The sequence below is a fragment of the Sporolactobacillus spathodeae genome (genome assembly GCF_016908935.1).
GTDB classification, from domain to species: Bacteria; Bacillota; Bacilli; order Bacillales; family Sporolactobacillaceae; genus Sporolactobacillus; species Sporolactobacillus spathodeae.
Genome location: NZ_JAFBEV010000036.1, coordinates 1 through 18,857, shown reverse-complemented (window position 1 = coordinate 18,857; position 18,857 = coordinate 1). Strand labels below are relative to the sequence as shown.

The window sequence follows — 18,857 nt, the reverse complement described above, 5'->3', positions numbered from 1 at the left end:
CCGAACACGGCCGTTAAGCTCTTCTGTGCCAATGGTAGTTGGGGGCTGTCCCCCTGCGAGAGTAGGTCACTGCCAGGCAAATGATAAAGAACAGGAAGCTGTCGCATGGATGGCGACCTGTTTCTTTATATATTATTAATATGAAGTATTCCATGGAGCAATCAATTACTCTATAATAGAGAAGGATTACTTCTTTATGTTATTCCACAGTAGCTCAGCGGCAGAGCAATCGGCTGTTAACCGATCGGTCGTAGGTTCGAACCCTACCTGTGGAGCCATTGCTTCCATAGCTCAGTTCGGTAGAGCACTTCCATGGTAAGGAAGGGGTCGCTGGTTCAAGTCCAGTTGGAAGCTCTTCTATAAAACGTGCAAACAGCGAGGTTTCATATATCTGAAACCTCGCTGTTTTTATTTCAAAATAAGAAAGTATAAAAAATTTGCGCAAAAAATGCAGCGAGGTCCGTTGGCGCCTTGCGGGAAAAGTGAGCCAAGTGAGCCCCCGCAGATTCTCGCTTGTCTCCGAATTGATCGAAGTAGTGCGCGCTTTCTTTTAAATGGCAGATGATCCATCGCCAACTTTTAGCAAAAACTTGATTACTTTTCGAAAAACATTTTACCGATTATGCCGTCAGCTAAGAACACAATACCAATAATCAAAAGGGTAATTACAGTTTTTCTATCATGCTTCTTGAAGAGAGAGAGAATAGCGCCAATGATAATGACGATACCCAAGATTTGAATGATGATGTTTCCCATGCAATGACCTCCGAATATGCACCCAATGTAAAAAGTAAACTTATTATACATGAGAATTTCCAAACATCAAGTGCATAATAATCTCCTGCTTCTATTCAAAAGTGTTTTCCCGTTGACAATAAGTATGGATTCAATTATATTAATTGATGCATCAATTGATAGGTCAATTAATGCTTGGAGGCGAAAATAATCAAACGGTGTACGGAAGCAGACGAATTGTTCTACCGATTACACTTGGTCAGTAAGGAAATGAATCGTGCGTTTGAAACGATGGCGCATACAAGCTTGACTAAATTGGAGATTTTGTTTCATATAGATTTATTTGGCGAAATGAGTCAGCTGGAATTAATTCGTCGTTTGAAATTGGACGCCTCTGCGGTCACAAGACATTTAAAAAGGATGGAGGCAGAAGCGTTTATTCAAAGAAAAAAGGAAAGCAAGGATAGGCGATTCATGCTACTCTCTTTAACCGATAAAGGGCAGCGAGAACTGAAACGTTTAATAGCGATTAAAGAATCGTTACAGGATGATATTTTATCCGTATTGACAAACGAACAAATTGTTTCGGTGTCAAAATTTATCGAGCATATTTCAGAACAAATAAATGACAGGGGATTTAAATAATGCAACAACAGAAATCAATCGATTTTTTTAAAGTTATTAATGAACGGCATTCTGTAAAGCAGTATGATCAATCTATAAAAATACCGCATCAAGAAATGGTGGAGATGCTTGAAGAAGCCACGAAGGCTCCTTCGTCCATCAACTTACAGCCCTGGCGATTTGTTGTCGTAGAGGAAGGAAAGGAACGATTAAAATCTTTAGTTCGTTTCAATCAAAGTCAATTGGCAACATCCTCAGCCATGATCTTAATTTTGGGGGATATGAACCATGTCGATTACGCTGATGAGATTTTTACAGCAGCTGTCGAAAAGCATTTAATGCCCCAAGACGTTAAGGACTATTATTTGAACTTTGTTACAGATGCCTTCTCGAAGATGACGAGACAAGAGATAAGAGAAAATACGTTAATTGACAGTGGATTAGTTGCGATGCAATTAATGCTCGTTGCCAAGGCGCATGGATACGATACGAATCCGATTGGTGGGTTTGAACGAAAAGAAATTATGGAAGCACTCGGTGTAGCTGTCGAGCGATATGTTCCAATCATGCTCCTCTCCATAGGCAAAGCTGCAAAACCGGCTCATGAAAGTGTTCGGCTGCCAATTGAACGCGTTGTTTCTTGGAATCAGGCAGATGGCGTAATTGGTGAGCGCCCGTAATAATGGTTGTTCGTGGAGGAAAAACCATTACATTTATGTAAAAAATGTATGAAATATACCCAAAACTACACATATAAGCTGCGAATGTTCTATAATACAGTATATGGATGAATACTATTTAGGAGTGTTTAACATCATTCGTTCAGCTGATCTTTTTATGATTATCCTGCTCTTATTACTTGCTTATATTGTCTATTTCGTGAGAAAGGTCATTGTGCAGTTGAAGCAGCGCAAAGAGTCTTTCGATGCATGGCACAATGTGATCGTTCAGGTCAATCAAGAATTAAAGAGAATACAGGATGTTCTACGGAATATTTGAATGCCACTTTCTTTTTCGCCCCGGAGGTTGTCTCCGGGGCGTTTTTGCATGAACTAATAAGGAAATGCAACGGAGCTACATGTGATTTTTATTAAGTGAATGGTTTGCGATGAAAAATAGACCCAGATATTGTTTCAGATTTATTTGGCTAAAGTGTGACAATAGATACAAGGGTAAAGAAGGGTACAGCGTTATAATGTGAACGGTTTATGTCGAACGGTAATATCGTGACTAGATAGAAAGCAAAGCGGGTGATAAGCATGGGAATGATGAAAGTACGTGATTACAAACAGAATCCGTTCATTGTCATATGGGAAGTAACGAGGATGTGTCCGTTGCATTGCCTGCACTGTAGAGCAGCGGCGCAACTGCACCCTTATCCAGGTGAATTGACAACCGCTGAAGGCAAGCAATTGATAGATCAGATTTATTCAATGGATAATCCACTGCTTGTTTTCTCCGGTGGTGATCCATTAATGCGTGATGATCTGTTTGAACTGACAGAATATGCGGCAGGCAAAGGCATGCGGGTGTCAATCACACCATCGGCGACGCCGCGTCTGACAAGGAAGGCAGTCATTCGTTCCAAAGAGGCAGGAATGAAACGTTGGGCGCTCTCGCTTGATGGTGCGGATGCGGAAACGCATGACGCATTTCGCGGGGTGTCCGGCAGTTTTGAACGGACGTTGAAGGCTATTAGCTATCTGAACGAGGCGGATATCCGCTTCCAAATCAATACAACAGTCACTCAGTATAATGTCGACAAGTTGCCGCAAATGGCTGAACTCTTGACTGAACTTGGGGCAGCGGTCTGGACGCTATTCTTTCTTGTGCCAACAGGCCGTGGAAAATTATTGCAGCCAATCAGCCCTGAAAAGCATGAGGCGGTCATGCATTGGGCCTTTAACATGCAGGAGCATGTTCCTTATATTATCTCGACAACCGAAGGGCAGTTCTATCGGCGCGTTGTCTACCAGGAGAATGCGAAACGCAGAGAACAGGGACTCGCCCCAATCGGTCATCATCAGGATGATCTCGCTAAGGCACCTCGGGGAACCAATGATGGAAACGGTTTTGTCTTTATCGGCCACACTGGCGATGTGCAACCGGCGGGATTCTTGCCGATACAATGCGGTAACGTTAAAGAGACACCGCTTCCGGAGATTTACAGAAATCACCCGGTATTCCAAGCGCTTCGTGATCCCGACAGCACAAAAGGAAAATGCGGCGTTTGCGAGTTCCGTTTTGTTTGCGGCGGATCACGCTCACGCGCCTATGCGCTGACTGGCGACTATAAGGCGGCGGAACCATACTGTGTGTATATTCCTAAGGCATTGCGCGCAGCAAAATGCTAAGCCTCAGTTTTTCTTAAACGTCATGCGGTTGAAATTTGATATATTCACGCGTATTAAAAAAACCATCCGGTAGAAGATTACTGGATGGTTTTTTTTAAAAGAAAGCTATGTTTAAATTTAATGTTGATTTTTATAACAAAAAGGCATGTGCAAGATGCCTGCGGGAACAGCGTGCGAGCGTGCAGCCAAAGCACATGGTTACAAAAAAGACTTGGTGATGACGAAGATAGTTATCTTAATTCTATCAGCCGCGTACATGTAGCTGTGCATCGGTCTGAATCACGGGCGCTTTCGCTGTGCGTTTGGATTCACGACTATCGGCTCTCAGTTGAACACAAGAACCAGCGACAATTAATAGGATACCGGCTAGAACATTTGGTGTAATAGCTTCACCGAGAATAAATAGGGCAAGTATAGGCGCAAAAGCTGGCTTGATGAAGAAAACAAGTGAAGCCGTTGAAGCTGATGTCTCTTCCATAGCAAGGAAGTAGAAGCTGAAACCGAGACCCGTAACCATCACGCCAAGATAGAATAAAATTGGGAGTGCCGACCATGATATACCTTGGAAAACAGGTATATTACTAAATTGTCCCATGCCGACAGCTTGCAACCAACCGGCAACAACACTGATTTTTGTCAGAAGCATCAGCACGAGCAATTCCAGACTGCCGAAGAAGAAGCTGAAACTACTTTGCACCACACCGTCAAATCCGTACCGCAGGCTGCCTTTGCGGCCGATGATGCCGTAAAGAGCGAAGGTCACTGCACCGAGAATTGACAGCGACACACCAACAGGATTAGTCAGATTAGCTGGATTCACGATGCAGACCATCCCAACCAAACTGATAATCAATGAAAGGATGGAGAGCTTCGTTAGCTTTTCTTTCAGAAAGAAATGAGCAAACGGAATCAAGAACGCAGCGTTGCAGCTAAAAAGAATGGCAACGGTCGACGCTTTGGCATAAACAATGGCCATTTGAAAGAACGTCATGCTGACGACCACACAACTGAAACCTGATAACAAAAAATAGCTGAGCACTTTTTTGTTGAACGTGAATCCCGTGCCTTTGAGATGCCGCATGGCCAAAGGTGCAAGAACCATTGATCCAATTAAAAAGCGCAAAAAGTTTAATTGAAGAGGATTAAATTCGTTCGCCACCAGTTTAATGGCGATTTCCATGGTGCTGAAGAACAGCGTTGAAAAGGCGATATAGATGTAGCCTTTTTTCATCGTTTCATTACCTCACCTTAATTTAAAGTCAGGTGATCTGATCGCTTTGCCTCAAACAGCCGCGAAAGACCGGCAGTCACAGTGAAAACGTTATCAAATAATACCTACAACATTATTATTTGCATATACTAATATAACGCAGATATAAAAAAAACGTAAGTAATGAAAGGGCCTTCTCAAGTGATAATGTAAAATATTTGACGGAAATATGGCGGGGATTCGTCGAAGATTTGTCGAGCCGCTATTTGCACATTGTGCTGCAAAGGATTATATCGCGAACGCTATAAAACTTTTTTATTTTGTAACAGACCGGTCACGGCGGTTGATTATTGTGGTAAAATAATAAGGGAGAAAAAGTTCTGAATAGTCGGATTTGAAAGCGCTATAAAGATGCACCCTATTCAGCGCGAGGCATTCTCCTGGAGAAAAGTATACGAAGACATTTCACGAAAAGGTGCGTGAGTAGCATGCTGTTTTCAAAAATTCTGGTTTCATATGATGATTCGCAACTCTCAAAAAAGGCGCTTGCCAAAGCCATTGAATTAGCCAAACTCGATGAACAGACGGTTCTTGACGTCCTTAACGTTGTGACGATTCCCACCAATCAGTTCATTGTCGGCGATGTCTACCGGGAAGTTCGCGAGTCAACATTTAAATATGGAAATGAAGTTGTTGCCAATGCCGAGGAATTGTTGAGCGATCTAGCCAATGTCACACATACTTTTGTCGAAGAGGGGCAACCTGTTCGGACGATTTTGACATTCGCACAGGAAAATGATTATGATTTGATTGTAATCGGCAGCAGAGGGTTGAGCGGGGTTAAGGAATTCTTAGGTAGCGTCAGCCATGGTGTGGTTCAACGGTCGAATATCCCTGTCCTGATTGTGAAATAAGCCACACGATTCTTTTAGCTTGAGCAAGACACACTCGCTACTGTTTTTGCGGGTGTGTCTTTTGATTTATTCAAGATACTGCATATGATTGTGTGCAAAATGTGGTACAAAACGATCTGGCGTACGCGGCAAACGATCAGCCAAACCCTATTATTGCTTTTCAAAGTGGTAAAAAGTATGCGAAAAAATTTGGATCGTAATAATAATTGATGGTGTTTACCTTTTTTCAACAGGTGTCACTGGTTCATTCGTGACCCACAAGAGACCTGGCTTATAATAGTAAAAAAGAGGGATGTAGGCATGACCGAAGAAGAGGCGATTAGGCGAAGCCAGACAGCTGTGACACGATCTCGGATAGTTGAAGACTTACTCGATTTGGGTCTTAAAGCTAATGATCGAGTGATTGTTCATACGTCGATGAGCAAAATAGGATGGGTATGTGGAGGAACAGCAGCCGTTATCGGCGCACTCCAAGATGTGCTGACCGAAAAGGGAACGCTGATTATGCCGGCGCACAGCGCAGATGTTTCCGATCCAGCTGATTGGAGTAATCCTTCTGTACCCCGGGACTGGTTCGATTCCATTTATCGGGAAATGCCCGCCTTCGACCCGGCGCGGACGCCCACGCTTGGCATGGGAAGAGTCGCCGAAGTCTTTCGGACGTATCCAGATGTTGGGCGCAGTCGCCATCCGATCTACTCATTTTCAGTTTGGGGCGCGTACCGGGATCAAATTGTCGATAATCATCCGTACAATAATGGTCTTGGTCCTAATTCCCCATTGGGCGCTATTTATCGATGCCAGGGTCGTGTCCTACTGATCGGTGTGGGTTATCGTAAGAACACGTCGATGCATCTTGGTGAAGTGTTCTCCGGTCGCCTGAAAAAAGTGAAGCGGATGAGCCCGGTCCGGATTAGTGGCGAACGGCAATGGATTCATTATCAGGATTGGGATTACCATGAAGAACGATTTGCAGAAATTGGACGTCATTTCGAACAAGAATTCGGTCAGTCACCTGCTGTACGAAAAGGAATGATCGGTCAAGCTCCGTCCATCCTTCTCGATCAAAAAGAAGTGGTCGACTATACGGCTGCCTACTTGAGAAAGCAAAGAAGAACGGCTTTACAATAAATTTATAATCCGCAAATATACGATCAATATTTCAAGGTTATTCTGAATGTGTAAAGGAAACCGTTTCATGCGACTGTGAGAAAACAATCCGAATGGGGTGGCTATTCATGCAGTCTTTTAAAGCGCCGGAAGCTGCGACAGTAATGGGAACTAATGACGTGATGGTCCAAAAAAATTTGCAAATGAACCGCCGATTGATTGTGACACGTCTTGTGCTTATTTTGTCCATCATTATTAATGTTAAGCTGATTTTCGGATAATCACAAAAAATGGACGTTTTGTCCTTTTGTATCACTTGAAAAATTGGAATAAGGCCGCTGGCATCTGCGGGTAAAGCGAGTAGCTGTCCCACATTTATTGTAACAAGGCCTGCTTGCCAAACTTTTTTTACATAAACTAGTTATTATGCTGACCAAAAGGTAATGCGTGAGACGCCTGCGGGATAGCGTGTTAGTGAGTCCCGACAGATTCTAGATTGTACGACGAAGAGGTTCGCGGTGCACCCGGGGCAGTGAACGCATAGCAATTTACCCTTGAAAATAACAGCAGATTTTAACAAAGTCTAAACATAAGAAGATTAATAACACTCAGATTCAATCAAAAAAGTGAAAAAGTGGAAATGTATTTCCAACTTTTTTCGCTTTTTTTTATTGCCAAATACTGAGATACTGAACAAATATGATTTTTTTAAATAAGGCTTTGTCAAATTTTAATTCGTTTTTTATCGCCACGCGCTTTTAGTCTGTTCGTGAGGAAAAAAACTCGATTGCAACATCGCCTGAAAAAGGAGTATTTAATGAAAAGACAAAAGTGGAAACTTTTTTTATCCGCCTTGATTGTGTTGCTTGTACTTTCCGCTTGTTCTCTGCGTACGGATGTGAAAAAAGCACATCAGGGCGAACATCCGGCGCATGATCACGCGTCGCATCAAATCAAAGACATACATCCTACGGTTTCTGCGATGGTTCAGCAGGGTGTACATGTGGTTGCCGATCCAGAGAGCATACTTGTGCTGGTTAACAAACATTTTAAACTTCCTGATAATTATCAGCCGCATTTGCTCGTTTATCCAAAAGTCCGGTTTTTGGGCGGGCATACAGAAAAAGCGAAGATGCGTCTTGTGGCAGCTAACGCGCTAGAGAAAATGTTCCGTGCAGCGGCGAAAGATGGAATTACGCTTGTGGGTGTATCAGCCTATCGTTCCAGCAGAACACAAACCGCGCTGTTCAACCGCTATGCGGCGCGGGATGGGAAAGCAAAAGCGCTAACCTATAGCGCATTGCCCGGAACAAGCGAACATGAGACCGGACTTGCCATTGATGTTTCTGGAGCGGGGGGACAGGGTGCTGCTACAACTGCTTTTGCCGGTACAAAAGAATCGAATTGGCTGGAGAAATATGCTCAGGCTTATGGCTATATCATCCGCTATCCAAAAGGAAAAGAGGCGGTGACTGGTTATGAATATGAACCTTGGCATCTCCGCTACGTCGGCCCAACCGTTGCCAAGACGATTAAAGAAAATGACCAGACACTGGAAGAATATCTTGGCGAGGTACCGGTCACAAAGTGATTGCCAATGATTGTCGCTTATTTTGGCACGGGATACGGACATGCTATAACTGTTCACGTCGACGCGGACAAAACCATTGATGGTGGTGAACAGCCTTGATGCAGGATAGAGGGAGCTTAATGTCACTGATCGCATCCATTGGTATCGGTGCAGCGGCATACAATGTGATGAAACCGAACAATAAGATGCGACAGGCAGTTAGAGACAGAATGAGCAAGATGGCACGGGAAAAAGAGTTATTTCCAGATCAATGAAATGATAGGAGAAGCGGGTTGCCTGAGCGGGCACCCGCTTTTTCTTAAAGAGATAAGAAAGATTTTTGCACAAAAATGCAGCGAGGTGCGCTGGCGCCTTGCGGGAAAAGCGAGCAGCCGAAACGTAATTATTGAAAGGACTTGACTAAGCCCAGTTTTTCATAGTGTTTAATGAGCCACAAATAATCAGAATATAACATCTTTAATATTGTGCTTTACAAGCACTTCTTTTCTGGATATAATAAAAGACGTCGATTGCGACAGAAAGCCTGGCCCGTTCGTCAAGCGGTTAAGACACCACCCTTTCACGGTGGGTTCATGGGTTCGAATCCCGTACGGGTCACTTTGGAGGATTAGCTCAGCTGGGAGAGCGTCTGCCTTACAAGCAGAGGGTCATAGGTTCGAGCCCTATATCCTCCACCATATTTGCCGGTCTAGCTCAATTGGTAGAGCAACTGACTTGTAATCAGTAGGTTGGGGGTTCAAGTCCTCTGACCGGCACCATGAATCGATATATATATATATGGAGGGATAGCGAAGAGGCTAAACGCGACGGACTGTAAATCCGTTCCCTTTGGGTTCGAAGGTTCGAAACCTTCTCCCTCCACCACTTATAACCATTTTATATGGGCCATTAGCTCAGTTGGTAGAGCATCTGACTCTTAATCAGAGGGTCGAAGGTTCGAGACCTTCATGGCCCACCATATATTTGCGGGTGTGGCGGAATTGGCAGACGCGCTAGATTCAGGTTCTAGTGTCCTTTACCGGACGTGGAGGTTCAAGTCCTCTCATCCGCATGATGAAATGAATAAACTGAATAAGGAAGAATGCAATCGTTCTTCTTTATTGTGCGGAAGTAGTTCAGTGGTAGAACATCACCTTGCCATGGTGGGGGTCGCGGGTTCGAATCCCGTCTTCCGCTCCATTTTTATGGGGCCTTAGCTCAGCTGGGAGAGCGCCTGCTTTGCACGCAGGAGGTCAGGGGTTCGATCCCCCTAGGCTCCACTCAAATCAATACATAACGCTTTATAAAGAAGTGCTGGAGTGGGAATAACCATTCGGGCACTTTTTTTTATATCGGGACGGAGTGTCACGGCTGTCTTACTGGGATCAAACTGAAAAGGTCTCGAATTGAGTCGCCGATATGCTATAATGAGCACAGCATATAATACGTTGTGATTTGAAATCGCTCCATGGCGTCGTCGGAATCCTCTGGCGGGAATTGAGACGCCGCAGACTTTTACCTGATCAAGGAGGCTCGCGGCAAAGCGAGCAGCCGAAACGCAAATGTTAAAAAAGGACTTGGCTATGCCAAGTTTTTCTGATACTCATAATACTAAAAGCTTATACCTTCTTAAAACGGATAAAAAAGAACGTCTCAAAGCCGAACAATCGGCATTTGAGACATCCTCAAAATTATATCGCTATTTATCGTATCAGACGTTCGTATTTATTCAGAAGCTGATCCAGTGTGCGGCTTGCGTATTGTACTTTCGGAGAGGTTAGAGATTCGTTGACGGCTGCAAGAAATAGCTGTTGGCGTAATTCTTCGATTTTGATAACAAGCTGCTGTTTGTTCATCAAACCACCTCCACCGTGTATTGTTCGTACTATTATAAACTTACCCTATTCTATCTATGTAAACAAGTTTTATGTGCCGGCCCCGACACTTTGAAAGAAAAACAGCCCCATCAACTTCTGCCGGACGGGAAGCAGATGGTTGCTATATTACGCGCCCGCGTTTCACGGTCCAATCCATCATGTATAACGACTGAAACTTGAGGCGCAGACTTTTCGTATACTATGGCGTATAAAGAGGTCACTATGGAAGCTAAAGAAAAGCGGCTGATCAAAAAAATAAAAAAAGGCGATCATCAAGCATTTGCTGAAATGGTCGATAAGTACAAAAACAAGGTCTATGTGATCTGTTTCCGCATGGTCGGCAATAAACAGGAAGCAGAAGACTTATCCCAGGAAACCTTCCTACGGGCCTATCGATATATTGGGCAATATGATATGGAGCGAAAATTTTCGACATGGCTATTCCGCATCGCGACGAATTTGTCGATCGACGCGCTCAGACGACGAAAACCTGGTGTTTCGCTTGACGCGGAGCTTCCGGGGACTGAAGGACTCGCTCTTGAGGCGATTCTACCCGATAACCAGGCATCACCTGATGAAAAGATGGTTCAGAATGAGTTGGAGACAGCTGTTCAGAAAGAGATCCAGCGTTTGCCGGAGAAATATCGGACGGCGATCGTCTTGAAGTACTTGGAAGATCTTAGCCTGAAGGAAATTAGTGAAATCATGGATATTCCAGTGGCGACAGTGAAAACACGAATCCATCGTGGAAGGGAACAGTTAAGAAAATATTTGATTGTGCTCAGGGGTGAAAAGGAATGAATTGTTCTGAATTCAAGAAATACAGTCTGTTAATTGACAAAGTATTGGACGGTGACGCGAGTAGCAAAGAACGCGGTCTGCTGAGCAAACACTTGGCAGGTTGTGCGACGTGCCGGGCACACTATGCGCAATTGAAGGACTCCATGGCGATGTTGAATCTGCTGATGACCCCTGAACTACCGATTGATTTTACGAAAAATGTTCTGGAACAAATTCCTAAAGAAAAACGCCGGCTATTTCGAAGATGGACAGCGAAACATCCGGTTCTGGCTACCATGGCAGTCTGCGCCGTGCCAATGTCATTGGCGGTTTTCGCGGCGAACCGGCAGTCAGCAAGTCAGGCCAAAAATGCGAAGGGTATTGTACTGACCAAGGCTTCCCGGTGAAGAACTCGAATTAGGAACCTGCAAATTTCCAGCAGATTCATTTTTAATGAAGAAAAGCATAGAATAAAGATACAAGTCTTCAGTGGTACGGACAAGCCGCCCGATACACACGTGCATTTGTTCTACATTTGGAACACCATATATAACTTTGCATGAAAAGTGCAGCCAGAGCGCAATTTTTGCAAAAAAAGACTTGGCGTAGACAAGTTGATCTTAAAACAGAAAGAGAAAAGCTGCAGTCAGTGGTTAGCGCGCAGTCTATTTGGAGGATGAAAGCCATGGCTTTATGGACCCATTTCAATATTCTTAATTACTTGACGGATATTGTTGATATATTAATTGTAACCTATCTGATCTATAAGGTGATATTGATAATTCGGGGCACCAAAGCCGTCCAATTAGCGAAAGGAATCATGCTGATTGTCGCCGTTTGGTTCCTAAGCAGTCTCTTTCAACTGCGAACGCTTGAATGGATCCTGAACAATGCAATTACATACGGATTGTTTGCGATTATGGTGATTTTTCAGCCAGAACTGCGCCGTGTTCTGGAACAATTGGGTCGGGGAAGACTTTTTTCAAGAAATCCGGTTGTTGAAGAGCAACATAAACAAACAATTGAAGCCATTGTTAAAGCAACGGAGTATATGGCAAAACGACGTATTGGCGCGTTGATGTCGGTTGAAAGGAAAACCGGACTGAATGAATATATTGAAACAGGCATTGCAATCAATGGCAATTTAACGTCGCAATTGCTGATCAATATTTTTATCCCCAATACGCCGCTGCATGATGGCGCCGTAATTATAAGAAACAATGAAGTTGTTGCGGCAGCCTGCTATCTGCCCTTGTCAGAAAGTCCATTCATTTCGAAAGAATTGGGGACGCGTCACCGTGCAGCGATGGGTGTGAGCGAAGTGACCGATTCGCTGACAGTTGTCGTCTCTGAAGAAACAGGCGGCATAACGGTCACGAAAAACGGAAAACTGACGCGAGATATTTCACTCGATCAGCTGAGAGATACTCTAGATAACGAACTCAGCCATCCGGAATCAAGTACCGCTTTACGCTGGAATTGGAGAGGAAAGCACAATGGATAAACTCTTGCGTAAAAACTGGTTGGTCAAAATTATATCTTTTCTGATTGCGCTGATGCTCTATGCGATCGTTTCGGCAGGTGAAGGCCCCTCAACGAGTCCTTCAAGTGTCGTGGTCAGTCCCACTCAGGAGATGAGCGTGACGGAGAAGTTAAATGTGATCTATGATTCCAATAAATATGTTGTCAGTGGTGTGCCGCAGCAAGTTTCTATTCATCTGCAAGGTGCCAGCAACCTGATTCTGAAGGCAAGGTTGATGAACAAGAGTGCGTATATTGATCTGAATGGAATGAAACCCGGAACCTATGATGTCAAGGTGCAGACGAAGGGATTTCCGAGTGATTTGTCAGTCAAATCGACGCCGAAAGTTGTTCGTGTCACGTTGCAGAAAAAGACGAGCAAGGAGTTTCCAGTCGCCATTGACGAATCAGGAAAAGACAAAATGGGTACGGGCTATAAAGTAGGTGACCTGTCCGTGAGCCCTAAGACGGTTACGGTAACTGGTGGCGAAGAAGTAGTCAATTCAATTGCTTTTGTTAAAGGGATTGTCAATGTAAAGAATGCCACAAGCGACATCAACCAAACAGTCCCACTGCATGCTTATGATAACAGTGGGGATCCGCTCAATGTTGTGATTGAGCCATCTGCCGTCAATGTGCAAATTCCAATAACCGGTTTATCCAAGACGCTAAGTCTGCAAGCGGCAACGACCGGTAATCCTGCAAAGGGGTATACAATCAGTTCAATCGATTTATCTTCGCAAAAGGCCACCGTTACGGCCCCAGATGCGAAAACACTAGGTTCAATTACATCGATTGATCCGCTGTCCGTGTCTGTTGACGGGTTAAAATCAGATCAAACGTTTACCGTTTCTGTACCCGTACCGAACGGAGCAACGCTCGTCTCACCGGAAAAAGTGAAAGTGACGGTTCATATTGATAAATCAGTGACCCCATCGAGTGCGAGTACAAATTCTTCTTTAGGAAGCGCGAGTGCAGTTACGGCAAGCATTACGAAAAAGTTCAACAATGTACCGGTAAATCTTGTCGGATTGAAGAATGGTAAGCAGGCTACCTTCGATTCGGGTGGCTCTGTGGATGTATCGGTTACCGGAGATGCCAGCACAGTCGATAGCCTGACTTCCGGCGATATTCAAGCCATTGCCGATGTCAGTAACCTGAGTTCCGGCGATAATAATGTTGCGGTTTCTGTTACCGTTCCAGATGGTCTGAACGCCATTTGCAATCCCAAGACACTGGGCGTCACGATCAGCTGATAACTTAGACAGCTTTGACATAAAATCGTTCACAGTTTACAATTAAGCGGCGAGCCTGGACGAGTGGATAGATAGGAGCGATAATCGAATGACTAAATATTTTGGAACAGATGGAGTCAGAGGTATAGCCAATCAGGATCTGACGCCTGAGCTGGCTTTCAAACTTGGCCGGACCGGGGGTTATGTTCTGACGCAACAGACGGAGCATCCCAAGGTTATGGTCGGCCGGGATACACGTATTTCCGGGAGTATGCTGGAAGGCGCGTTGATCGCTGGACTGCTGTCAATTGGGGCTGAAGTGATGAAGTTGGGTGTGATCACGACGCCAGGCGTTGCTTATCTGACGAAAGCTATGGATGCGAGTGCTGGGATCATGATTTCCGCGTCGCATAATCCAGTTGCCGATAATGGAATCAAATTCTTCGGTAGCGATGGGTTCAAGCTCAGCGATGAAGTTGAAGAAGAAATCGAAGCGCTGCTTTCAAAAGATACAGATACTTTGCCACGACCAATCGGTGGTGATCTGGGCACATCGAATGATTATTTTGAAGGCGGACAGAAATATATCCAATTTTTGAAGCAAACGATTCAAGAGGATGATTTTTCGTCCCTTCAGATTGCGCTAGACTGTGCCAATGGTTCAACAAGCTCGCTCGCTCCACGTCTCTTTGCCGATTTGGATGCGGACATCGTTACGATCGGATCTGCACCGAACGGAAAGAATATCAACGATGGCGTTGGATCCACGCATCCTGAAGCGCTCGCAGCATTCGTTGTTGAGAAAGGGGCCGATTGCGGACTCGCCTTCGATGGCGATGGTGACCGGCTGATTGCTGTCGACGAACTTGGTAATGTCATTGACGGCGATAAAATCATGTATATCTGTGCCACTTATCTCAAATCAATTGGTCAATTAAGCAAAAACACACTCGTCACGACGGTGATGAGCAATCTTGGTTTATATAAAGCGTTGAAAGATGCGCAAATTGAAACGAAACAAACAGTCGTCGGTGATCGCTACGTGATGGAAGAGATGTGTGCCGGTGGCTATTCACTTGGCGGCGAACAATCGGGGCATATTATCTTTCTCGATCACACAACGACAGGAGACGGCATGTTGACGGCTCTTCAGCTTGTCAGCATCATGAAGAGCACCGGTAAGAAGCTGTCGGAACTTGCGGCCGGCGTGAGAACTTATCCACAGAAGCTTGTTAATATCCGTGTCGCAGATAAATTCCATGTGGCTGACAATCCAGCAGTCGCTGAATCAATTGCGGCTGTCGAAGCACAAATGGCCGGCGACGGTCGCGTGCTTGTCCGACCTTCGGGAACAGAAGCGCTGATTCGGGTGATGGCCGAAGCGCCGACAGAGGATTTATGCAATGCCTACGTCGATCAGATTGCGCAAACGATTGTCCGCGAAATCGGCGGCGTGATTCAATAAATACAGGCAGCCAAACGATAAATTGATATAACGGGGGTGAACACGTTCAACGGATGTGTTCACTCTTTTCATTTATCAAAGTATGTCCGCAGGCACGATTTAAGAACTGCTTGAATACAATTTTAAGGAAGGCACAAGAGAGTGGGCAAATCTGTTATTGACAGTGCTGCTCATCTCCAGTAGAATGTCTTTGACTCAAGAGTGGAAAGAGAGGGTAGACTAACTGAATAAAGAGCGCCAGGACTACTCTTAGGATACGGGAAAACTGAAAGAGTAGTTGACGAGGAAGAGGTTTATCGAAAGATTCGGCGGATACCTCTCGGGAAGCTTGCACCCGTTAATCCACGCTCAAAACAGAAGAGCAATCTTCTGCACAGAAGCTGGATCGCATGCACATAGGTTTTACAAAAATGACAAACAAGTGGGGCAGGAACGCCCCAGGCTTTCTTGCCCCGCAGAGGAGGATTTTCCTATGTGTGGTATTGTAGGCTATATTGGCAATGAGGATGCACCGGCAATTTTGCTAAAGGGACTCAGCAATCTCGAGTATCGCGGTTATGACTCTGCGGGTATTGCACTTCTGAATAGCGAAGGCGTCCATGTTTTTAAAGAAAAAGGGCGGATTGCCGCTCTTGAAAAGCACATTGATCCGTCGATTCACGCAACGCTCGGCATTGGCCATACACGTTGGGCGACTCATGGCGAACCGAATAAACGCAATGCGCATCCCCATCAGAGTGCGTCCGGTCGTCTGACGATCGTTCATAATGGTGTGATCGAAAACTTCGTGCAACTTCGGGAACAGTATCTTCAGGGCGTTTCGCTTAAAAGTGAAACGGATACGGAGATTGTTGTCCAAGTGATCGAAAAATTCGTTAAAGAGGGCCTTGGTGTAGAAGCTGCGTTGATGAAAACGCTGAAATTTGTGAAGGGCTCCTATGCGATCGCATTGCTTGACGCCGAAAATCCGGATATGCTTTATGTCGCGAAGAATAAAAGTCCACTTTTAATCGGTGTTGGTGATGGCTTCCATGTGGTGGCCAGTGATGCAACAGCGATGATTCAGAAGACGCGACGCTATGTCGAGCTAATGGATGGAGAAATCGTTGAGCTTACACGCGACAGCTACGTGCTTAAGGATTTGGACGGCAATGTGCAGGAACGCGAACCGTATACGGTCTCCTTTGACGCAAAGGACATGGAAAAAGGCACCTATCCGCACTATATGATTAAAGAAATCGACGAACAGCCAGCCGTGATCCGTCGCCTGTTACAGAACTATACCGGCAAAGATGGCAAATTAGCGACAGATACTGCAATTGCTGAGGCTTTGAATGCAGCGGATCGGCTCTATATCGTCGCCTGCGGCACCAGCTATCATGCCGGTCTCGTTGGCAAGCATCTGCTTGAGAAAATTGCCGGAATTCCGACTGAAGTGCATATCTCGAGTGAATTCTCATATAATATGCCACTCCTGTCGAAAAAGCCGTTGTTTATCTTCATCTCTCAAAGTGGGGAGACGGCCGACAGCCGTGCAGTTCTGGTCAAAGTGAAGAAGCTTGGCTATCCAACTTTAACGATGACAAACGTCGAGGGATCAACGCTCTACCGCGAAGCCGATTATAAAATGTTGCTCTACGCAGGACCGGAAATTGCTGTGGCTTCAACCAAGGCTTATACGGCGATGATTGCCGTGTTCTCTGTTATGGCCGCGACGCTCGCAACAGCCAAGGGATTGACGCTTGGTTTTGATCCGGTGCACGAAATGAGTCTTGCTGCACTGGCTATGGAACAGATGATCGATGAGAAGGCGCAGCTTCAGGAGATCGCGCGCGACTACCTATCGATCACCCGCAACGCCTTCTATATTGGCCGCGGTCTTGACTATTACGTGTGCATGGAGGCCGCGCTCAAGCTGAAGGAAGTTTCCTATATTCAAGCGGAAGGCTTCGCCGGCGGCGAACTAAAGCACGGCACAATCGCGTTAATCGAAGATGGGACGCCTGTGCTGGCGTTTGCGACACAGGAAGCAGTCAATGATCATATCCGCGGCAACGTGCAGGAAGTGGCTGCGCGTGGTGCCCATACGTGTGTCATCAGTATGAAGGACGTGACGGATCGCCCGGGCGACTCGATTATCTTGCCAAAAGTTCACGAATATTTTACCCCCCTTGTTTGCGCTGTTCCGCTACAGCTGATCGCGTACTACGCTGCATTGCAAAATGAATGCGACGTCGATAAACCACGAAATTTGGCGAAAAGTGTGACGGTGGAATAAAAGAAGCGGAAGTTTAAATTAATTTTTGTCTCTATAAATTATTCTGTTTTACCCTTTTAGATATAATAGTCTAAAGGGGCTTTTTTTGTCTAAACGAAAGAAAGCATTTAGAATTAGCTAATCTTTTAACAGAAATAGGCATTCAAGCATTTGCAATATCATCATTTGTATTTAGGAATGTTACGATGCACTAGGCACGAGGCTAAAGAAAGGAAGTGCAAAACGATGGATTGTGAAATGGTGATGCAGGAATTGGAAGCGCTCGGCAAGGAACGAATCAAGAAGATCTATATTAGCAATGGTGCACATGAGCCGCTTTTTGGTGTGGCTACAGGACAAATGAAGCCGATTGCAAAGAAAATCAAGATCAATCAGCCATTGGCCGAACAGCTTTACGCCACCGGGAACTACGATGCCATGTATTTTGCTGGTATCATTGCGAATCCAATGACAATGACTGAGACGGATTTTGAGCGTTGGATGGATGCGGCGTACTTTTATATGCTGTCTGATTTTGTAGTGGCAGTCACTCTGTCAGAAGCCGATTTTGCACAAGTCGTTGCTGATAAATGGATCGCAAGCGGTGAAGAATTGAGAATGTCGGCTGGCTGGAGCTGTTACTGCTGGCTTTTGGGTAATCGCCCGGACAGCGAATTTAACTCAAATAAGATTGCCAGCATGCTTGATCAAGTGGAAAATACCATTCACGATTCTCCTGATCGATCGAAAGCTTCGATGAATAATTTTATCTACACCGTCGGGATTTCCTATTTGCCGCTCCATGATAAAGCGCTCGAAACCGCAAGGTCGGTCGGACCAATCGAAATCAGCCGGGGCAAGAAAAAAAGCAAGATCCTAAGCGCTTTCGAAAGTATTCAAAAGGACATAGATAGAGGAAGAATTGGCTTCAAACGCAGATACGTAAGGTGTTAGCCTTGATGGCCATTCCCGAAAAAAAGACATTGATAGAGACAGGATTAGCGAAGAGTCATTGGCCGACCTATAAAGAGGAGCTCATCAGTTTTCTTCACGGGCGGCAAGGAATAGAATTGATTTATTCTTGAAAAATGTCAATTTTACGCCAAAAGACTACTAGCGTTTCACTAATTTATTCAAACCATTCATAATACTATGAATGTTCAAAATTAATATGGTTTCTAGACAAAAAAATCCTTTATAATGGA

At 44.9% G+C, this 18,857-nt stretch carries 19 protein-coding genes, 10 tRNA genes and 1 rRNA gene; 27 read left to right on the top strand and 3 right to left on the bottom strand.

What is annotated here, in order from left to right:
• The 3 genes from rrf to JOC27_RS12835 all read left to right on the top strand — a co-directional run.
• Positions 1-78, top strand: a 5S ribosomal RNA gene (rrf, locus tag JOC27_RS13695); the annotation flags it as partial.
• A gap of 125 nt (positions 79-203) precedes the next feature.
• A tRNA-Asn gene (locus JOC27_RS12840) sits at positions 204-278 on the top strand.
• Between the two features lie 2 nt (positions 279-280).
• Positions 281-354: transfer RNA gene (locus JOC27_RS12835), tRNA-Thr, on the top strand.
• A gap of 240 nt (positions 355-594) precedes the next feature.
• Here the strand turns inward: JOC27_RS12835 and JOC27_RS12830 are convergent.
• Entirely contained in the window at positions 595-756 is a 162-nt protein-coding gene (locus tag JOC27_RS12830) for a hypothetical protein (protein WP_205007673.1), read from the bottom strand.
• Between the two features lie 216 nt (positions 757-972).
• Between JOC27_RS12830 and JOC27_RS12825 the strand changes: the two genes are divergently transcribed.
• The 4 genes from JOC27_RS12825 to JOC27_RS12810 all read left to right on the top strand — a co-directional run bounded on the left by JOC27_RS12825 (position 973) and on the right by JOC27_RS12810 (position 3,713).
• The gene (locus JOC27_RS12825) at positions 973-1,380 is read left to right on the top strand and encodes a MarR family winged helix-turn-helix transcriptional regulator (RefSeq protein ID WP_205007672.1); all 408 of its coding nucleotides are present in this window, start codon (positions 973-975) and stop codon (positions 1,378-1,380) included.
• Complete coding sequence (locus JOC27_RS12820) at positions 1,380-2,039, top strand: nitroreductase family protein (protein WP_205007671.1); 660 nt, start codon at positions 1,380-1,382, stop codon at positions 2,037-2,039. The genes JOC27_RS12825 and JOC27_RS12820 overlap by 1 nt, the downstream gene beginning before the upstream one ends.
• Positions 2,040-2,163: 124 nt before the next feature.
• A complete protein-coding gene (locus JOC27_RS12815) occupies positions 2,164-2,358 on the top strand; it encodes a hypothetical protein (protein WP_205007670.1) in 195 nt (64 codons plus the stop codon).
• Between the two features lie 266 nt (positions 2,359-2,624).
• Positions 2,625-3,713: a TIGR04053 family radical SAM/SPASM domain-containing protein gene (locus tag JOC27_RS12810; RefSeq protein ID WP_205007674.1), complete on the top strand. Its 1,089-nt coding sequence runs from the start codon at positions 2,625-2,627 to the stop codon at positions 3,711-3,713.
• 244 nt (positions 3,714-3,957) lie between these two features.
• Here JOC27_RS12810 and JOC27_RS12805 read toward each other — a convergent pair whose 3' ends face one another.
• Positions 3,958-4,944 carry a DMT family transporter gene (locus JOC27_RS12805; protein WP_205007669.1) on the bottom strand — a complete coding sequence of 329 codons (987 nt, stop codon included), beginning with the start codon at positions 4,942-4,944 and terminating at the stop codon, positions 3,958-3,960.
• Between the two features lie 467 nt (positions 4,945-5,411).
• Between JOC27_RS12805 and JOC27_RS12800 the strand changes: the two genes are divergently transcribed.
• The 13 genes from JOC27_RS12800 (at position 5,412) to JOC27_RS12745 (ending at position 9,797) form a co-directional block, all read left to right on the top strand.
• Positions 5,412-5,837: a universal stress protein gene (locus JOC27_RS12800; RefSeq protein ID WP_205007668.1), complete on the top strand. Its 426-nt coding sequence runs from the start codon at positions 5,412-5,414 to the stop codon at positions 5,835-5,837.
• A gap of 300 nt (positions 5,838-6,137) precedes the next feature.
• Entirely contained in the window at positions 6,138-6,968 is an 831-nt protein-coding gene (locus tag JOC27_RS12795) for an AAC(3) family N-acetyltransferase (RefSeq protein ID WP_205007667.1), read from the top strand.
• A gap of 107 nt (positions 6,969-7,075) precedes the next feature.
• On the top strand, positions 7,076-7,228 hold the full coding sequence (locus JOC27_RS12790) for a hypothetical protein (protein ID WP_205007666.1): 153 nt from the start codon (positions 7,076-7,078) through the stop codon (positions 7,226-7,228).
• 536 nt (positions 7,229-7,764) lie between these two features.
• Positions 7,765-8,538 carry a M15 family metallopeptidase gene (locus JOC27_RS12785; protein WP_205007665.1) on the top strand — a complete coding sequence of 258 codons (774 nt, stop codon included), beginning with the start codon at positions 7,765-7,767 and terminating at the stop codon, positions 8,536-8,538.
• Between the two features lie 119 nt (positions 8,539-8,657).
• A complete protein-coding gene (locus JOC27_RS13560; protein WP_275587845.1) occupies positions 8,658-8,792 on the top strand; it encodes a hypothetical protein in 135 nt (44 codons plus the stop codon).
• Positions 8,793-9,063: 271 nt separating this feature from the next.
• A tRNA-Glu gene (locus JOC27_RS12780) sits at positions 9,064-9,135 on the top strand.
• Positions 9,136-9,139: 4 nt separating this feature from the next.
• Positions 9,140-9,215 (top strand) — tRNA-Val (locus JOC27_RS12775).
• 5 nt (positions 9,216-9,220) lie between these two features.
• Positions 9,221-9,296, top strand: a tRNA-Thr gene (locus JOC27_RS12770).
• Positions 9,297-9,317: 21 nt separating this feature from the next.
• Positions 9,318-9,402 (top strand) — tRNA-Tyr (locus JOC27_RS12765).
• An 18-nt stretch (positions 9,403-9,420) separates the two neighbouring features.
• Positions 9,421-9,496, top strand: a tRNA-Lys gene (locus JOC27_RS12760).
• A 7-nt stretch (positions 9,497-9,503) separates the two neighbouring features.
• Positions 9,504-9,589 (top strand) — tRNA-Leu (locus JOC27_RS12755).
• A gap of 53 nt (positions 9,590-9,642) precedes the next feature.
• Positions 9,643-9,717: transfer RNA gene (locus JOC27_RS12750), tRNA-Gly, on the top strand.
• A gap of 7 nt (positions 9,718-9,724) precedes the next feature.
• A tRNA-Ala gene (locus JOC27_RS12745) sits at positions 9,725-9,797 on the top strand.
• 423 nt (positions 9,798-10,220) lie between these two features.
• Here the strand turns inward: JOC27_RS12745 and JOC27_RS12740 are convergent.
• Positions 10,221-10,373, bottom strand: a complete 153-nt coding sequence (locus tag JOC27_RS12740) for an aspartyl-phosphate phosphatase Spo0E family protein (protein ID WP_205007664.1) — start codon at positions 10,371-10,373, stop codon at positions 10,221-10,223.
• Positions 10,374-10,616: 243 nt separating this feature from the next.
• On the opposite strand from JOC27_RS12740, the gene sigW reads away from it, so the two are divergent.
• The 7 genes from sigW (at position 10,617) to JOC27_RS12705 (ending at position 18,606) form a co-directional block, all read left to right on the top strand.
• Entirely contained in the window at positions 10,617-11,195 is a 579-nt protein-coding gene (gene sigW / locus JOC27_RS12735) for an RNA polymerase sigma factor SigW (RefSeq protein ID WP_205007663.1), read from the top strand.
• The gene (locus tag JOC27_RS12730) at positions 11,192-11,581 is read left to right on the top strand and encodes an anti-sigma factor family protein (RefSeq protein WP_205007662.1); all 390 of its coding nucleotides are present in this window, start codon (positions 11,192-11,194) and stop codon (positions 11,579-11,581) included. The genes sigW and JOC27_RS12730 overlap by 4 nt, the downstream gene beginning before the upstream one ends.
• Before the next feature lie 278 nt (positions 11,582-11,859).
• Positions 11,860-12,678: a diadenylate cyclase CdaA gene (gene cdaA / locus JOC27_RS12725; RefSeq protein WP_205007661.1), complete on the top strand. Its 819-nt coding sequence runs from the start codon at positions 11,860-11,862 to the stop codon at positions 12,676-12,678.
• The gene (locus JOC27_RS12720) at positions 12,671-13,951 is read left to right on the top strand and encodes a CdaR family protein (protein ID WP_205007660.1); all 1,281 of its coding nucleotides are present in this window, start codon (positions 12,671-12,673) and stop codon (positions 13,949-13,951) included. Before cdaA ends, JOC27_RS12720 begins: the two co-directional genes overlap by 8 nt.
• 88 nt (positions 13,952-14,039) lie before the next feature.
• Entirely contained in the window at positions 14,040-15,395 is a 1,356-nt protein-coding gene (gene glmM / locus JOC27_RS12715) for a phosphoglucosamine mutase (protein WP_205007659.1), read from the top strand.
• Between the two features lie 472 nt (positions 15,396-15,867).
• Positions 15,868-17,673 (top strand): glutamine--fructose-6-phosphate transaminase (isomerizing), encoded by a 1,806-nt coding sequence (glmS, locus tag JOC27_RS12710; protein WP_205007658.1) that lies wholly within the window; start codon positions 15,868-15,870, stop codon positions 17,671-17,673.
• A gap of 225 nt (positions 17,674-17,898) precedes the next feature.
• On the top strand, positions 17,899-18,606 hold the full coding sequence (locus tag JOC27_RS12705; protein ID WP_205007657.1) for a DNA alkylation repair protein: 708 nt from the start codon (positions 17,899-17,901) through the stop codon (positions 18,604-18,606).
• The last annotated feature ends 251 nt before the right edge of the window (positions 18,607-18,857 follow it).

Coding starts and splice junctions, on each gene's coding strand:
- JOC27_RS12805 (WP_205007669.1), bottom strand. CDS start 4,944: ATGAAAAAAGGCTACATCTATATCGCCTTTTCAACGCTGTTCTTCAGC.
- JOC27_RS12705 (WP_205007657.1), top strand. CDS start 17,899: ATGGATTGTGAAATGGTGATGCAGGAATTGGAAGCGCTCGGCAAGGAA.
- JOC27_RS12795 (WP_205007667.1), top strand. CDS start 6,138: ATGACCGAAGAAGAGGCGATTAGGCGAAGCCAGACAGCTGTGACACGA.
- glmM (WP_205007659.1), top strand. CDS start 14,040: ATGACTAAATATTTTGGAACAGATGGAGTCAGAGGTATAGCCAATCAG.
- JOC27_RS12730 (WP_205007662.1), top strand. CDS start 11,192: ATGAATTGTTCTGAATTCAAGAAATACAGTCTGTTAATTGACAAAGTA.
- sigW (WP_205007663.1), top strand. CDS start 10,617: ATGGAAGCTAAAGAAAAGCGGCTGATCAAAAAAATAAAAAAAGGCGAT.
- JOC27_RS12810 (WP_205007674.1), top strand. CDS start 2,625: ATGATGAAAGTACGTGATTACAAACAGAATCCGTTCATTGTCATATGG.
- JOC27_RS12830 (WP_205007673.1), bottom strand. CDS start 756: ATGGGAAACATCATCATTCAAATCTTGGGTATCGTCATTATCATTGGC.
- glmS (WP_205007658.1), top strand. CDS start 15,868: ATGTGTGGTATTGTAGGCTATATTGGCAATGAGGATGCACCGGCAATT.
- JOC27_RS13560 (WP_275587845.1), top strand. CDS start 8,658: ATGTCACTGATCGCATCCATTGGTATCGGTGCAGCGGCATACAATGTG.
- JOC27_RS12785 (WP_205007665.1), top strand. CDS start 7,765: ATGAAAAGACAAAAGTGGAAACTTTTTTTATCCGCCTTGATTGTGTTG.
- JOC27_RS12740 (WP_205007664.1), bottom strand. CDS start 10,373: ATGAACAAACAGCAGCTTGTTATCAAAATCGAAGAATTACGCCAACAG.
- cdaA (WP_205007661.1), top strand. CDS start 11,860: ATGGCTTTATGGACCCATTTCAATATTCTTAATTACTTGACGGATATT.
- JOC27_RS12720 (WP_205007660.1), top strand. CDS start 12,671: ATGGATAAACTCTTGCGTAAAAACTGGTTGGTCAAAATTATATCTTTT.
- JOC27_RS12800 (WP_205007668.1), top strand. CDS start 5,412: ATGCTGTTTTCAAAAATTCTGGTTTCATATGATGATTCGCAACTCTCA.
- JOC27_RS12790 (WP_205007666.1), top strand. CDS start 7,076: ATGCAGTCTTTTAAAGCGCCGGAAGCTGCGACAGTAATGGGAACTAAT.
- JOC27_RS12820 (WP_205007671.1), top strand. CDS start 1,380: ATGCAACAACAGAAATCAATCGATTTTTTTAAAGTTATTAATGAACGG.